Here is a 15,186-nt window from a genome sequence, read left to right on the forward strand (position 1 = left end):
AGTTTAAAAACATTTTTTTATCAACTAGAAGTTTTCAAAATAAAGAAACAATGAATTCTAAATTAAATGAAATTACTGGAATTGTTTGTACTAAAAATTCTAGTAGTACCATTGAAGATTGTATAAAATCTATAATTGATAACGGTATTGAAAAAATTATTTTGGTAGATGCAAATTCTATCGATGGCACCAAAGAAATTGTATCTAAATACACTGATTATATTTTTTCAGATCCTGGAACTGGATTAGGCAACGCTAGAAATATTGGGTTAAAACATTCTAAAACAAAATATGTTATTTTTATTGGCCCAGATAACATTATGCCTTCAAAATCAATTCTAGAAATGTTAGATATGATGAATGAACAAAATTGGATTGGTGTTTCTTGTCTTAATCTTATGAAAGGAAAAAATTCTTATCTAAAAACAGCATTATCATTATACAAAAAGGCAAAAATTTTTCCTGGTAAACGTAGTATAATTGGAACTCCAATGTTATATGTCAGAGAAATTCTAGACAAATTTGAATTTAATATAAATTCGACATTTTCTGATGATACCGAACTCTGTAATAGATTAGTTCAAAATGGATATAGTCTTGGAATTGCTAATGTATTTTGTTATGAAATAGGAACTGATAGTGTATCTGAAACCTTACGTAGGTGGAACATGTTTGGAAAAAGTGACTATGAATTTTTTTCAACAACTGGAAAAAGTTTTAGATTATCTAGAAAAATACTGTCATTTTTTCATGCATTCCAGACTGATTTCTGGACACCATTAAAAAGTCGTCAAATTACTTTTTTAGAAAAAATTTTCTTGATGCCATTTTTAATATTAATAACGTCTATCCGATTTAATTCATTTTTAAAACAATTTTAGATTTTATTTTCTTTTATTTTCTTAGATGATTTTAAAATGTTTATTCCATTTTCTATATCAATAATATCTGATTTTTTCTTATTATTTATGCAGGAAATCACATGTTTTAATTCATTCAAATACATGTCATTAACATCCTCTTCTAGTTTTATGACTGTCTCTTTAGCCTTATTTGGAATGAAAATTTCAATTTTGTTTGAACTTAATGACCATCTAATTACTGCTTTTTCACAAAGAATTTCTAACGTTCTTTTGTATTTTCTTCTTACAAAATCTATATGAATAGTTCCTAAAACATTATTCTTGAATCTCAGAATTACATCACATATAGCTTCTGCATCTGATTTGATAAATTTAGTTTTTACATACTCTGATTGAATCTTTAATGGGTTTCCAAAAATCCAAGTTAAGTAATCTATTTCATGTGAACCATCAAAAATTATTCCTCCCCCTTGTTTTTGCCATGCTGTATAATTTTTTACATAATTTTGATTTGGTCTCCAATCCGGTAAATACTGTCCAAAATATGCTGAAACATGTAACGCATTTCCATATTTTTTAGATTCTATGATTGATTTTATTTTCTTAATTCCTTTGTTAAATCTAAACATATATCCTACAAAAATTTTCGAATTTGTTTTTTTATTTTTTTCAATTAATTTTTCAATACCGTTTAAATTATTTGATAATGGTTTTTCAATGAAAATATTTGAATTTTTTTTCATAATTTTAGTAGATATATTCATGTGAGTATTTGGAGGAGTGCAAACTAAAATACAATCAAAAAAATCTGAATACATTGAATTTTCTTTTATGGAAAATACCTTGTATTCTTTTACAATATTTTTTTCTAAGATTTTGTTATTGTCAAATACAAAAATCTCAAATTTTTTTGAAATTTTTTTTAGATTTTTAATATGTCTTTGTCCAATTGAACCACATCCAATTACTAAAAACCTCATATTCAAAATTTGTAGAGTTTGAATGTATTTATTTATAGAGATATTGAATTACTGCTTGAAAAACTCAAAGATTAATCTATGTATATAATACATGGAATTTATGAAAAGTGTTCTTGTAATAGGACGTGGATTTCTGGGAAATTATGTTCTAAAAGAATTCCAACAATCTGGATATTCTGTATACAGTTCACGCTTGAAAAATTGCTCTAAAACTGATTTTGTGATTGACATCCAAAAGATTGATTCAATAAAATGTGTCGTAGAAAAAATAAACCCCGATTTAATTATTAATTGTGCTGCTATAACTGATCTTGATTATTTAGAAGATTATCCAAAAATTGGTTTTTCAATAAATTCTGAAGGAGTAAAAAACCTTGCAAAAATTGCAAAACAAAATAAAACAAAACTCATTCAAATTTCAACTGATGGACTTTTTGATGGAAAAAAAGGAATGTATTCTGAAGATGAAATTCCTAATCCTATTAACACATATGGAAAAACAAAGTTATTAGCTGAAAGATATGTTCAAGAAGAATCTGATGACTATCTTATTTTACGAACAAATTTTGTTGGATATGATTTAGATGGAAAAAACATTTTGAATTGGATGATTAAAAAATTATCAAATAGTGAACCTTTGATCGGATTTGATGACGTAGTATTTACTCCATTAGAAGTTTCCTATTTAGCAAAATCAATTTTAAAATCTTCTACTCTTGATGAAAATCATATATTGAATTTATCATCAAATTCAAAAATTAGTAAATATCAATTTGCATTAATGGTGGCTGATATTTTTTCATTTGATAAAAAATTAATACAAAAAGGGAAAATTAGTGATGTTGATTTCAAAGCAAAAAGACCGTTAGATACATCACTATCTAATGAAAAAGCTAAAAAACTACTAAATATGGATTTTGAAAATTTGCAAACTTCTCTAAAAAACATTAAAAATTTTTTTTTGAATGATGGCGCTTATCTAAATAACGAAAAACTTCAATAACTGTTTTTTCCTTGCTATATTATTGCAAATAAAACCTGTAAAAATTGGAAATAAAACAATTGGCGATGGATACCCATGTTATATTATAGCTGAAATAGGCTCAAATTTTGATGGAAATCTAGCCAAAGCAAAAAAATTGATAAAATTGGCAAAATCCTGTGGTGCTGATGCCGCAAAGTTTCAAGCGTTCAAAACAGAAAATTTGATTGCCAAAAAAGGGTTTGAACAAAAAACTGCATTTCAATCCCGTTGGAAAAAATCTGTTTGGAATGTTTATCAAGATGCTGAATTGCCTAGAGACTGGCATAATGAATTAAATTCATATGCAAAAAAATTAGGAATTCATTTCTTTACTAGCCCTTGGGATTTTGAAGCTGTAGATATTTTAGCAAAATCAAAATCTCCAGCCATTAAAATTGGTTCAGGAGATATTTCTTATCATGAAATTTTGAAATATATTGGTTCAAAAAATCTACCTATACTTCTAGCAACTGGTGCCAGTACACTAAAAGAAACTTCTGAAGCAATTGATGTGATTAAATCTACCGGCAATAAAAAAATAGTTTTAATGCAATCAATTACCGAGTATCCATCACCTATTGAAGACGCAAATCTAAAAGTATTGAAAACTCTTAAAGATAAATTCAAATTAAATGTTGGTTATTCAGATCATTCCCCTGGTTCTTTAGTGTGTTTTGCAAGTGTAGCTTTAGGTGCTTGTGTGATTGAAAAACATTTTACATTAGACCCAAAACTTTCTGGCCCTGATCATCCTCATTCAATGTCTCCTAAAGACTTCAAATTCATGGTCCAACAAATTCGAACCCTTGAAAGTGCTTTAGGTGATGGAATAAAAAAAGTCGAAAAATCTGAAAAAAATGCCCGAATAATTCAAAGAAGAGGTATATGGACAATAAAACCTGTCAAAAAAGGTGAGAGATTCACTATTGAAAATATCCGTGCTTTAAGACCTGTGAAAGGAATATCTTCTTCTCAGTACTCAAAAATTTTGGGAAAAAAATCTAAGCGTAATCTACATGAATATCACCCACTTGCAAAAAATGATTTGTGAAAATTGAATAATACTAGAAAGTCCACCGTAATAATCCAAGCTAGAACAGGTTCATCTAGGCTACCTAGGAAAGTATTGTCAAAAATTCAATCTAAAACTATGATTTGGCATGTGATCAACAGAGCTAAAAAAATTAAAAATATTGACCAGATTGTTTTAGCAACCTCTTCTCATTCTTCTGATAGAATTCTGGTAAAAATTGCTAAAAATGAAAAAATATTTTCATATACTGGAAGTGAAAAAGATGTTTTAGATAGATTCTATAATGCAAGTCAAGAATTTGATGCAGATCCAATTATTCGAATTACTGCTGATTGTCCACTAATTGATCCAAACTTAATTTCTAAAATGTTATCATTTTTTCAAGAAAATAAATTTGATTTTATTGCAAATAATATCAATCCCACTTTTCCTGATGGACTTGATGCATCTATTTTTTCATTCTCTACTTTGGAAAAAACATGGAAAAAAGCTAAACTGCGTTCTGAAAGAGAACACGTTGTTCCATATATGATTAAACAAAATAGTAATTTCAAAATTTTTAGTTATGAAAATTCAACAGATCTCTCACATTACAGATGGACTGTTGATGAAAAAGATGATCTTATTTTTGTTAGAAAAATTTTTAGATTGTTGAAACCAAATTTTCTTTTCTCCACAAAAGATATTCTGAAAATAATTAAACAAAATCCAAATTTATTAAAAATTAATTCAGGCATTACAAGAGATGAGGGTTATAAAAAATCTTTAAAAAATGACGTTGTAATTTCAAAAGATTGACTATTTTCAAATAATTTTAGCCTAAATCATATTAATCGGCCAATATTCTATTGAGTTGTGTATGACATAGTAAAGGATCTTTATTTTTCTAGAAGAGATCTTATTTCTGATGGTTATGATGAGGCATTGGAATATCTATCAAAAATTATTCCTTTAAAAATTCATAAAATTCCCTCTGGAACAAAATGTTGGACTTGGACTGTTCCACAAAAATGGAGTATTTCTGAAGCATATATTGAAGCAGACGGAAAAAAATTACTTGATTTAAAAGATCACCCTTTACATGTGATCTCTTATTCTTTATCGATTGATAAAATTGTGCCTCATGATGAATTGATGAAACATATGTTTTCAAATTCTGAAAGACCAAACGCAATTCCATATCAATTCAAGTTTTATGAACAAGATTGGGGATTTTGTGTAGAACACAATAAACTTGCAAATTTTTCATTTGAACAATATAGGGTTTTGATTAATTCTCGTTTTGAAAATGGTGACTTGAAAATTGGTGAAATATTTGTTAAAGGAAAATCAAATGATACTGTTGTTCTGGTAGCACATCTTGATCACCCTGCAATGGCAAATGATGATCTTTCAGGAGTTGCAGTACTCATTGAAGTTGCAAAAACTCTTTCCGAAAAAAGTAATCTATATTTTTCCTACAAATTTCTAATTTTGCCTGAAACCATAGGTTCTATTGCATACTTGAGTCAAAATGAGAATATTATACATGATCTCAAATTTGGAATATTTTTGGAAATGTTGGGGAATGAAAATGATTTTGCGTTACAATATAGTAAACAAAACAACACTGTTCTAGACAAAATTGCAAAAAATATTCTTAGAATAAAATTCCCTAGTTTTAATCAAGGTGCATTTAGAGAAGTTGTAGCAAATGATGAGATGGTTTTCAACGGTCCTGGCCTGAATATTCCTATGATTTCAATTAGTAGGTGGCCATATCCCGAGTATCATACCAGTGATGATAATATTTCAATAATAAAGCCTGAAAAACTTGAAGAATCCAAATCATTAATCCTTGAAATCCTTGAATCCTTTGATGAAAATTATGTCCCAAAGAGGAATTTTACCGGACCTCCATTTCTATCAGGATATGGATTGTGGGTAGATTGGCAGGACGATCCGAAACAAAATCTTCTGGCCGAAAAAATTTTTATGGAATTTGAAGGAGAAAAGTCTATTATCGATATTGCTGAACAATTTGATTTGCCATTTAAACAAGTATTAGAATATGTAAACAAATTTGTTGATGCAGGATTAGTTGAAAAAACTTATTTCTAGATTTTTTCTCTTCCTTTTATTAGAAATTGAGGATTTTTTTCAATTTCTTGTAAAATAATTTTTTCAATATCTTTTGTATCTGATGAAATAATTTGGCCTTTTCCAAGATTTGTAATATTCAAAAGCCCCATTCCTTCTAATTTTTGATCTAATCGCTTAAGATATGGTAACGTTTCTTCATCATCTAAATTTCTAACAAAATGTATGCTTTTTTTCTTAACTTCTTTTCCATTTTCAATGCTGTACCCTGAAAATTCTTTATCAAATCTATAAGATACATTCATTTTTTTTTCAATTAAATGAACGAATGTATTATAATCAGAACTCATGTTAAACCTACAAATTTTTCCATCTTCTTTCAAAAGCCTGTCCCAAAATGAATTTTTTCCAAAAGATTGTTCAGGTACGTTTGATGTTAAAATATCTGATTTACATCCAATTGCACATACTGAAAAATTTGCATCATCGCTACGCTTTGAATCTTCTTTTTTTCTTATATATTCAGAAAAAATTCCACATTCTATGCTTGGTGTATTTTTTTTATCATACACCTGGTTGTTACAAAATGATAGAGAAAATGTTGGGACAATTAATGTTCCTTTATCTCCTATCACTTCAAAAATAGATTCTTCAAAAATTTTACATAAAGTACCTATATCATTTCCATCTTTTAATTTACCAAAAAATCCTAAGTTACTATGTAAAAATATACTGTCTCCTTTTTGTAAACCACTTTTTTTTAGGCTTAAAATAATATCTTCTTTTGTATAATCATGACTCTTTTTCAATTCTAGCCTCAATTATTTTATTTACCCCTTCTAATGTTGCAAACGTTCTATCTTGAAATTCATCTGTAGAAAATGTAATTTTGAATTCTTCTTCAATTTCTGTTACAAACGTTACAAATTTGAATGAATCAATCCAACCTTTTGCTAGGTAATCCTCAAACATATTTTTTTGAATCTCATCTCTTGTTAAATCTGAATTTCTTTCAAACCATTCTATTAACCATTCATTTACATTCATCATATCACCTATCTAAACACAAAAACTCTGGATGGTGATCCGTCAGAACCCTCTATTTTCATTGGAGCGACAACTAAATTCCAACCATTTAATGTTTCTAATTTATTTAAATTTGCAAGATATTCTAGTAAAACAACTCTGTTATCAAGAAAGATCTTGTGAATAGGCGAATCTATTTCATTTTCATCAGTGTTACTATTATCTGGTGATGGTGTATCGTATCCTATGACTTCGATTCCTTTTGATATTAGATAGTTTGCTGCATCTTCAGTAAAATATGGATAATTTTTATAAAATTTTTTACTATTCCAATATTTCTGCCATCCAAAACGAAATATCATTCTTTTAGAAATCTTGATCTCACTTAACATTTCTTTTTGAATTGCTGTATTTTCTTTCAAATCTGAAAAATCAACTATTGTAACCTCTCCTACAATCTTTTCCAGAGGGATTTTTTCAATACTGTCTCCATTTTTTATAAAATGTAATGGAGCATCAATGTGAGTACCGGTATGTGTTCCTAAAACTAATTTCCTGGTATTTCTCCCTACTTCTTCTATTTTTCCTAGTCTTTCGACAACAACTTTTGGGTGCCATGGAGATGGATATGTAATCATTTCATTATTTATTAGATATGTTAAATCAATTATCTTTTCCACCATCTTTGTTATTTTTTGTAATATTTTTGTATTTCATTTTCAAGAAATTTTTAGAAAAATATACATATTCAATATAAAGAAATTGATTATGTTTCAATTATCTACAATTAAAGAGATTTTTGAATTATTTGTTCACAGGAAAAAATATTACATGTTTCCTATACTGATCTTATTAATCGCTTTAATTGGCGTTACTGCTCTTGCCCAAACAGGATTGGTTGCTTTTATCTATCCGATATAGTATGGATGCATCTTCCCCTCGATTTAAATCTCTTGCAGTAACTGCTGGAATGTCTTTTTGGTTTTTTTTGATATCTTCTTCTATGGGCTTATTTTCGTTTGAATTATTTTTTGCGTTTGTTATTTCTCTTTTTACTGTTACTCAAATATTTACAAAAAAAATTTCAAAAATCTTAGACATTTTTGCTGTAATGAACACAAAAATTTTTCTGGGGCTACTTTTTGTTTGCTTAATTTCAATTTATGGTATTTTATTTAAATTACTTAGAATTGATTTACTTCGTTTGAAAAAACAACCAAACACATATTGGTTAAACCTAGAACAAAACGAGTCTTTTAGAATAAGGAAACAATACTAATGTACACTCTTGGAATTTCTTGTTATTACCATGATTCTGCGGCAGCTTTGTTACACAATGGTCATGTTATTGCTGCGGTTGAGGAAGAACGTTTTACAAGAAAAAAATTTGATGATGGTTTTCCAAAAAAAGCAATAGATTGGTGTTTAGATGAAGCAAAAATTAAACCTAATCAAATTGACTCTATTGCATTTTATGATAAACCCATTTTAAAATTTGAAAGATTATTAGATAATTACATTGCAGTTGCACCTCGTGGATTGTATAGTTTTTTAGATACTATTCCAAAATGGCTTCACAAAAGACTCTGGATTAAAAATGAAATAAAAAAATCCTTACCAGAATTTAAAGGTGAAATATTATTTCCAGAACATCATTTATCTCATGCAGCCCATGCATATTATACATCACCCTTCAAAGAAGCAGCAATACTTACAATTGATGGTGTTGGAGAATGGAGTACAACATCATTTGGATTTGCAAAAAATAATTCTATAAAAATCACTTCTGATATAAGATGGCCACATTCACTTGGATTATTTTATTCTGCATTTACATATTTTTTGGGGTTTAAAGTTAATGAAGGCGAATACAAGTTAATGGGTCTATCATCATATGGTACTCCAAAATATTATGATTTAATTTTAGATAATCTAATTGATGTAAAAGATGATGGTAGTTTTAAACTAAATATGAAATATTTTGGATTCACTTATGATAAGGTGATGACAAACAAAAAGTTTGCAGAACTTTTTGGTATTCTTCCGAAAACAAAAAACGAGGAAACAAAGCAAATACATTTTGATATAGGTGCTAGTGCTCAAAAAGTTTTAGAAGATGTAATTTTAAAAATGGCAAATCATGTCTATTCGGAAACAAAACTAAAAAATTTGTGTCTTGGTGGTGGTGTTGCTCTTAATGGAGTATCTAATTACCTACTTTTGAAAAATGGCCCTTTTGATCATATCCACGTTCCTCCTTCACCTGGAGATGCTGGTAGCGCTGTTGGATGCGCACAGTATCTTTATCATGTTTTTCATAATAATCCTAGAATAATAGAAAACGATCCTGATGCATTAATTCGTGAAAATGTGTATGTTGGCCCTTCTTTTGATAATGACCAAATTTTAAAATTTTTGAACTCAAAAAACATTCAATATGAATATCTTGAGCGAAAATCATTATTAGAAAAAACTGCACAATTGATTTCAGAAGGAAAGATTGTTGGATGGTATCAAGATAAAATGGAATGGGGGCCTCGTGCTTTAGGTTGTAGAAGCATTTTAGCTGATCCAAGAAAAGCAGAAATGAAAGATATTCTAAATGCAAAAATTAAACATAGAGAATCATTCAGACCTTTTGCACCCTCAATCTTAGAAGAACATGCATTCGAGTATTTTGACATTGATGTACCAAGTCCTTATATGCTGATGGTAGCACCTGTCAAAAAACCTGAAATAATCCCCGCAGTTACTCATGTAGATGGTACAGGGAGATTACAAACGGTTTCAAAGAACTCAAATCCATTATATTATGATTTGATAAGTGAATTTTTTAAAATTACTGGAGTACCTGTAATTATTAATACTTCAATGAATGTGATGGGCGAACCAATTGTAAATACTCCTGAACAGGCATATCAAATGATTGTTAAGACTGATATGGATTGTATTGTTATGGGAAATTATTTAGTGAGAAAATAATGTCCGTTCAAGTTTCATATACAAAACAAATTGTCTTTTTTATTTTATTTTTATGTATTATTGCTATTGCTATTGAAATGGTATCATCAATTTTTTGGCAAGAGTTTAGAAGTTGTTTGTTAAAAGAAAGTGATATCTATGATGACCATAATTTAAAGAAAAAAATTTGTTTGGATTGGTATGAGATAATATTGTTTCATGAACCTTATTTGAGAATTGAACCTAATCAAAACTTTGAAACAATAAATATCAACAGTCTTGGTTTTAGAGGACCTGAATTTGATCCTTCAAACTTAGAAAACAATTATAGAATTTTTCTAGTTGGTGGCTCAACAACTTTTGGTATAGGCTCAACAATGGATGATACTACTATTCCAGGTTATCTGGAAAATATTCTTGATTCTGAATTTTCTAATAAAAAAATTGAAGTGATCAATGCTGGAATCCCAGGTGCACATTCAAAATTTGAATCTTATTTGATTCAGAATCATTTATTAGATTTTCAGCCAGATATGATTATTGTTTATGATGGCTGGAATGATTTAGTACAGTCAACTACTACATTTGAAACGGAAATAATTTCAAATACTGATACACAAGATAAAAGTTTAGAAGAAACAATTAATGTTTTCATACGAAAGAATTTTCCTTTTTATAAAACCCCTCTCGCACTAAACTATTTGTTAATTGCATTTACTACTAATGAAGAAAAAACAGCTTATGAAAACAATATTGAACAAATGACTCTGGAGTGGTCTAAACGATGGGAAAATACTTGCGGCTATTTGAAAGAAAATGATGTGAAATCAGTAATTATTTTACAACCATTTTTAGGCACAGGTGACAAAAAATTTTCTGATTCTGAATTAGAATTATATAAAAAATTGTCTGATATGGAAGGTAAAATTGAGCCATATGAGAAATATGCATCTGTTCTTCCAAACTTGCATAATTCATGTGATGAGGTATTAGACTTTCGCATGATTTTTGATGGAAAAATAAATTCTATTTATTACGATCATGTTCATGTTGGGGATGAAGGCAACTATGTGATTGCAAAAGAATTATCCACTCATGTGACACCATTAATCAATAACAACTAAAATTTCTTAATTTTTAATTTCATTTAGGTTTTGAATTTTTATTTCTCAGGTTTTAATTCAAAAAACCACCAAAGTGGGAATTTTTTTGCAAATAATTCTGCACGTTTATCATCAATTATGTTTTCTTTACTGTATAATTCCTTAAAGTCTCTTAATGTAAAACCTCCCTCCAAAAATGATTTTATCATATGACTGAGATTTGGTGTTATATCAAATTTCTTCTTGTTATATTCTGTTATTATTGTAAACGGATTTTCTAATTCTCCTAACCATGGTTTTAAAAAAAACACTCCATGAGGCTCTAATGAGAAAAGTCTCCCATTTGCTTTCAAAACTCGTTTAATACTTGTTAACAAGTTTTCAATTTCATATTTTTGTTTGGGATTTGGTGGTACAAAATAAAATAATAGTGCATCACTCATAAAAACAAAATCAATACTATCTTTTTCTAACCAATCTAAAGAATCAACATTTCCAATTTCAGATACATGGAATTCGACTTCTTTAGGATTATTTTTTGCTATGTCTATGAATTGCTTGTTTGGATCTACTCCGATTATTTTGGCTTTTGTTTTAGCCATTAATTTACTGTAATATCCTATACCGCAACCCAAGTCTAAAATTGTATCTTTTTCTGAAAATTTCTTTTTAAAAAATTCTTCTAGAAAGTTTTCTTGAATTGATTTGTATAAGTTATTTTTAATACCAGAAAAATCTTGTTCGAATTTTTGTGAAATCCACCAATCATCAGGATTAATTTTTCTCTCAATTAGCATTTTTTGTCCTAATTGCTGATGAAAATTCCCAAAATGCTCCCCGTCCAACAGGGTTCTTTTAGATTCAAATCTGTTCAAATATTTGTCATAATCTTCTATTATGATATTTTTTTGCTTTAAGATATCAATTAATTGCAAAATTTCCATATTCGTTGATTCTGGCCACTTTTCATTATCTCTGATTATTCGTGTAGGATCTGCTAGTAATCCGTCAAAATTTGAAAATCTCTCAATGTCCCAAACTTCGAATTCTTTTGATTCACTATCACTAGAAATTTTGGAAATTTTTGTGCCTAAATCAATCAATGATATTATTTCTAAAGTATCTGTTTTGACACCAATTGCATTTTTAGTAAATACATTGTAAATAACCCATTTTCCATTTTTGGAAGTTTGTATAATGATATCATGTGGTACAATCATAACTATTCAAATAATTCTCCTTTATTTTGGGTTTATTGGTTTTTCCATTTGTTGTTTTAGAAATTTCATTTAATTCCACAAATTCATCTATGTGATAATCTTTTCCTAATTTTTCAACAATTTTTTTATTCAATTCTTTTTTTCTATGTTTATTATTTGAATTCTCTAAAACAAAACAAACAGTTTTTTCTCCTAAAACATCATCTGGAAATCCTAAAACAATACATTCATCAAAAAATTTTTCATTAATTATGAAATCCTCTAATTTTTTTGGGCTAATATTAATTCCTCCTTTAACAATTAATTCTTTTTTTCTTCCAGTAATTGTTAATTTTTTTCCAGAAATTCTTCCCAAATCTCCAGAAATAAAATACCCTTCTGTAATGTTTTTCTTATTTTCTGAATTATAATATTTTTTTAACATCCAAGGAACTTTAATTAAAATTTCTTCATTTTTCAATTTTAATTCAACATCATTTAAAATTTCACCCACACTTTCATCATCTTTTTTTGGAGAATTTGTGCTTACAAAAAGAACTTCTGACAATCCATAACTTTCATACAAACTTATGTTGTATTTCTTTTCAAATTTTTTTTTAATTGAATAATTTAGTGCTGATGTACCTACACATCCAATTATGTTTCTATTTTTTGTGTAATTTCTACCTTTTTCCCCTCGGTCAAACTTTAACAATAATCCAATTATTGTCGGTGTTAACCAAAATGTGTTTACTGAATATTTTTTTGGAATTTCCCAAAAATCTATTGCATTTTTTAACGAAAAACGTGGTCCTATGACAATTTTGCTATTTGATATAAATGGTAAAAATATTGTATTCAGAATTCCTGCCATGTATGACATTGGAAGATTATGGAAAAACACATTTTTTGTATCAAAATTAAAATTTTCATTAAATGCTAAAGCACTTAAAATCAAATTTTGTATAGAGTGCACCACTCCTTTAGGACTTCCTGTAGTTCCAGATGTAAATGTGATTAAAAAATCCCTTTGACTATCTATCTTGTATAAAACTGAAAGATTATCCTTTGTTTCTTTGATTGGTTTCCGAACAATATTTTTTATTTCTATGTTATTATGAGTGATCCTTTGCTCTTCTTTTTCAATAATAACGATTTTAGGTTTTACAAAATTTATAATTTCATTAACATCTTCTTTTCCCTTTTCTGGATCAATTGGAACTATTGTAAAATTAGAAATCAATGCAACAAAATACAATTTCATAAAATCTAATGAGTTATTTAATAGAGTACAGATAACATCATTTGTTCTAATCCCGACTTTTTGTAAATATTGTTGAATAGATATAATTTCAGAAAGAAATTCAGAATATCTTATTTTTTCATCTGTATTACTGTCAAAAACAAAATTTTCATCCCATTTTTTATCAAAAATATCTAAAATTAATTTGTTAATTTCATCCAATTTCGTTATCTTGTTCTCTTCCAACATATCTGTTAAATCTATACTTTGCAGTACTGATATTCCCTTCTTGATTTAACTTTGTAGCTATTTTTTCAAGTTCTTTTTTATCCACTTCAACTTTATTGATTTTTGAATATTCTATAATTAATTTTATAGGATCAACATTGTATTTTGTAGAAAATTCCATTATGTGATGCATATAGCTTGAATGAAAGTCTGCATATCCTGCAATGATATCTAGTTGAGATTTACCATTTGTTGATACCAGAGGCTGTACAAACTTTCTACCAACTTCTAAAATTTCTTGATAGTTGATTCCTAATTCAAAATTTTTCTTAATTAGTGCCATAACTAAGATTTCTGTACATGCGTTTCCTGAACTTCTACCCAAACCTTGTAATGAACAATCAATAATACTTGCTCCTGAATCTATAGCTGCAAGACTATTTGCAACTGACAATCCCAAATTATCGTGCCCATGAAATCCCATATCTATTTCTGAATTTTTTCGAATTTCTTGAAAATAATTAGATACTTTCTCAGGAAACATTCCTCCAGCTGAATCTACTACATAAATAATATCTGCACCGTATTTTTCTGAAATTTTTACTTTCTGAGCAAATTTTTCTGGTGTTAATGCATATGATTTCATATAGTTTGCAGCAACTAAAATTCTGTAATCTTTGGCACGTTTTACAAACTCTTTTGATGTTTCAATTTTATTTACATCTGTACCAATTCTAATAAATCCAATACCATGTTTTGCAGCAAGATCTATGTCTTCCAATCTAGCTATACCTGGAATGCAAAACATCCCGAACTTCGAATTTGTTAAAACCTCCTTTGCAGCAATCATATATTCTTCATCTGTTTGCACGGATTGTCCATATCCTGAATTTCTGGCATTAAACCCTAAGCCATGCCCAATTTCAATAAATTCTATTCCTGCGTTTTCTAATCCTAGACAAATGTTTGCTGTATCGTTTGATGTAAATGAAAAATTAACAGCATAACTTCCATCTCTAAGCGTAGTGTCTAAAATATTAATTTTTTTCAATTCTTAAAACCTCGTCTAATTATTACTGCAAATGCAATGGCATTATCACTACTATGTGACAAACTTAGTTTTATATCCATACCTGAAAATTCTTTTTTTTTAATATGAACTAATGGAATTCCATTAATATTATTCTGTATTTCTATATCAATAAAAGATAAAACATTATTGCAAATTGTGTTACATGCTTTGATAATTGCTTCTTTAGCGGCAAATCTTGCTGCTAAATGTTGCTCAGGTTTTACTTTTTCAAAACAATAATCGATTTCCCTTTCAGTAAAAATCTTATCTAAAAACTTTCTATCTTTTTTTTTATGAATATTCACAAATCTTGAAATATTTTCAATATCTACTCCAACACAAACATTTTCCATATAATAACAAACATTTGATTAT

The 15,186-nt window shown here is 28.2% G+C and carries 16 protein-coding genes; 8 read left to right on the forward strand and 8 right to left on the reverse strand.

All coding sequences use genetic code 11. The features are described from left to right. The first annotated feature begins 50 nt into the window (after positions 1-50). The gene (locus ACX12B_RS00445) at positions 51-881 is read left to right on the forward strand and encodes a glycosyltransferase family 2 protein (protein WP_459352119.1); all 831 of its coding nucleotides are present in this window, start codon (positions 51-53) and stop codon (positions 879-881) included. Here the strand turns inward: ACX12B_RS00445 and ACX12B_RS00450 are convergent. Beyond that, complete coding sequence (locus ACX12B_RS00450) at positions 878-1,843, reverse strand: Gfo/Idh/MocA family protein (protein WP_459352120.1); 966 nt, start codon at positions 1,841-1,843, stop codon at positions 878-880. The two genes, ACX12B_RS00445 and ACX12B_RS00450, sit on opposite strands and share 4 nt — an antisense overlap. A gap of 100 nt (positions 1,844-1,943) precedes the next feature. On the opposite strand from ACX12B_RS00450, the gene ACX12B_RS00455 reads away from it, so the two are divergent. Genes ACX12B_RS00455 through ACX12B_RS00470 form a run of 4 tightly spaced genes read left to right on the forward strand, consistent with a single transcriptional unit; the run spans position 1,944 to position 6,000 of the window. Continuing rightward, entirely contained in the window at positions 1,944-2,846 is a 903-nt protein-coding gene (locus ACX12B_RS00455) for an SDR family oxidoreductase (protein WP_459352121.1), read from the forward strand. Positions 2,847-2,868: 22 nt separating this feature from the next. Beyond that, complete coding sequence (locus ACX12B_RS00460) at positions 2,869-3,918, forward strand: N-acetylneuraminate synthase family protein (protein ID WP_459352122.1); 1,050 nt, start codon at positions 2,869-2,871, stop codon at positions 3,916-3,918. 3 nt (positions 3,919-3,921) lie between these two features. Beyond that, entirely contained in the window at positions 3,922-4,698 is a 777-nt protein-coding gene (locus ACX12B_RS00465; RefSeq protein ID WP_459352123.1) for a cytidylyltransferase domain-containing protein, read from the forward strand. A gap of 57 nt (positions 4,699-4,755) precedes the next feature. Then, a complete protein-coding gene (locus ACX12B_RS00470; RefSeq protein WP_459352124.1) occupies positions 4,756-6,000 on the forward strand; it encodes a DUF4910 domain-containing protein in 1,245 nt (414 codons plus the stop codon). Here the strand turns inward: ACX12B_RS00470 and ACX12B_RS00475 are convergent. The 3 genes from ACX12B_RS00475 to ACX12B_RS00485 are packed head-to-tail and all read right to left on the reverse strand — an operon-like array spanning position 5,997 to position 7,685. After that, on the reverse strand, positions 5,997-6,788 hold the full coding sequence (locus ACX12B_RS00475) for an AAC(3) family N-acetyltransferase (protein ID WP_459352125.1): 792 nt from the start codon (positions 6,786-6,788) through the stop codon (positions 5,997-5,999). The genes ACX12B_RS00470 and ACX12B_RS00475 overlap by 4 nt on opposite strands. Continuing rightward, complete coding sequence (locus tag ACX12B_RS00480; RefSeq protein WP_459352126.1) at positions 6,772-7,026, reverse strand: acyl carrier protein; 255 nt, start codon at positions 7,024-7,026, stop codon at positions 6,772-6,774. The genes ACX12B_RS00475 and ACX12B_RS00480 overlap by 17 nt, the downstream gene beginning before the upstream one ends. 8 nt (positions 7,027-7,034) lie before the next feature. Further along, entirely contained in the window at positions 7,035-7,685 is a 651-nt protein-coding gene (locus tag ACX12B_RS00485) for a cyclase family protein (RefSeq protein WP_459352127.1), read from the reverse strand. Between the two features lie 88 nt (positions 7,686-7,773). Between ACX12B_RS00485 and ACX12B_RS00490 the strand changes: the two genes are divergently transcribed. The 3 genes from ACX12B_RS00490 (at position 7,774) to ACX12B_RS00500 (ending at position 11,090) form a co-directional block, all read left to right on the forward strand. Continuing rightward, entirely contained in the window at positions 7,774-7,926 is a 153-nt protein-coding gene (locus tag ACX12B_RS00490; protein WP_459352128.1) for a DUF5989 family protein, read from the forward strand. Between the two features lie 357 nt (positions 7,927-8,283). Continuing rightward, positions 8,284-9,987, forward strand: a complete 1,704-nt coding sequence (locus ACX12B_RS00495; RefSeq protein ID WP_459352129.1) for a carbamoyltransferase family protein — start codon at positions 8,284-8,286, stop codon at positions 9,985-9,987. A 77-nt stretch (positions 9,988-10,064) separates the two neighbouring features. Further along, positions 10,065-11,090 (forward strand): SGNH/GDSL hydrolase family protein, encoded by a 1,026-nt coding sequence (locus ACX12B_RS00500; RefSeq protein WP_459352130.1) that lies wholly within the window; start codon positions 10,065-10,067, stop codon positions 11,088-11,090. Positions 11,091-11,128: 38 nt separating this feature from the next. On the opposite strand, the gene ACX12B_RS00505 is transcribed toward ACX12B_RS00500, so the two are convergent. Genes ACX12B_RS00505 through acpS form a run of 4 tightly spaced genes read right to left on the reverse strand, consistent with a single transcriptional unit; the run spans position 11,129 to position 15,164 of the window. Further along, positions 11,129-12,289, reverse strand: a complete 1,161-nt coding sequence (locus ACX12B_RS00505) for a class I SAM-dependent methyltransferase (RefSeq protein ID WP_459352131.1) — start codon at positions 12,287-12,289, stop codon at positions 11,129-11,131. After that, positions 12,273-13,733, reverse strand: coding sequence for a class I adenylate-forming enzyme family protein (locus ACX12B_RS00510; RefSeq protein WP_459352132.1), 1,461 nt, complete (start codon positions 13,731-13,733; stop codon positions 12,273-12,275). The genes ACX12B_RS00505 and ACX12B_RS00510 overlap by 17 nt, the downstream gene beginning before the upstream one ends. Beyond that, positions 13,726-14,790, reverse strand: coding sequence for a 4-hydroxy-2-oxovalerate aldolase (locus ACX12B_RS00515; RefSeq protein ID WP_459352133.1), 1,065 nt, complete (start codon positions 14,788-14,790; stop codon positions 13,726-13,728). Before ACX12B_RS00515 ends, ACX12B_RS00510 begins: the two co-directional genes overlap by 8 nt. Next, on the reverse strand, positions 14,787-15,164 hold the full coding sequence (gene acpS / locus ACX12B_RS00520) for a holo-ACP synthase (RefSeq protein WP_459352134.1): 378 nt from the start codon (positions 15,162-15,164) through the stop codon (positions 14,787-14,789). The genes ACX12B_RS00515 and acpS overlap by 4 nt, the downstream gene beginning before the upstream one ends. Positions 15,165-15,186 lie beyond the last annotated feature (22 nt).

It is taken from the genome of Nitrosopumilus sp. S6 (assembly GCF_054515815.1).

Excerpts from the sequence above, each read along its gene's own strand:
- ACX12B_RS00455 (WP_459352121.1), top strand. The coding sequence starts at position 1,944 with ATGAAAAGTGTTCTTGTAATAGGACGTGGATTTCTGGGAAATTATGTT.
- ACX12B_RS00505 (WP_459352131.1), bottom strand. The coding sequence starts at position 12,289 with ATGATTGTACCACATGATATCATTATACAAACTTCCAAAAATGGAAAA.
- acpS (WP_459352134.1), bottom strand. The coding sequence starts at position 15,164 with ATGGAAAATGTTTGTGTTGGAGTAGATATTGAAAATATTTCAAGATTT.
- ACX12B_RS00480 (WP_459352126.1), bottom strand. The coding sequence starts at position 7,026 with ATGAATGTAAATGAATGGTTAATAGAATGGTTTGAAAGAAATTCAGAT.
- ACX12B_RS00450 (WP_459352120.1), bottom strand. The coding sequence starts at position 1,843 with ATGAGGTTTTTAGTAATTGGATGTGGTTCAATTGGACAAAGACATATT.
- ACX12B_RS00445 (WP_459352119.1), top strand. The coding sequence starts at position 51 with ATGAATTCTAAATTAAATGAAATTACTGGAATTGTTTGTACTAAAAAT.
- ACX12B_RS00495 (WP_459352129.1), top strand. The coding sequence starts at position 8,284 with ATGTACACTCTTGGAATTTCTTGTTATTACCATGATTCTGCGGCAGCT.
- ACX12B_RS00500 (WP_459352130.1), top strand. The coding sequence starts at position 10,065 with ATGGTATCATCAATTTTTTGGCAAGAGTTTAGAAGTTGTTTGTTAAAA.
- ACX12B_RS00490 (WP_459352128.1), top strand. The coding sequence starts at position 7,774 with ATGTTTCAATTATCTACAATTAAAGAGATTTTTGAATTATTTGTTCAC.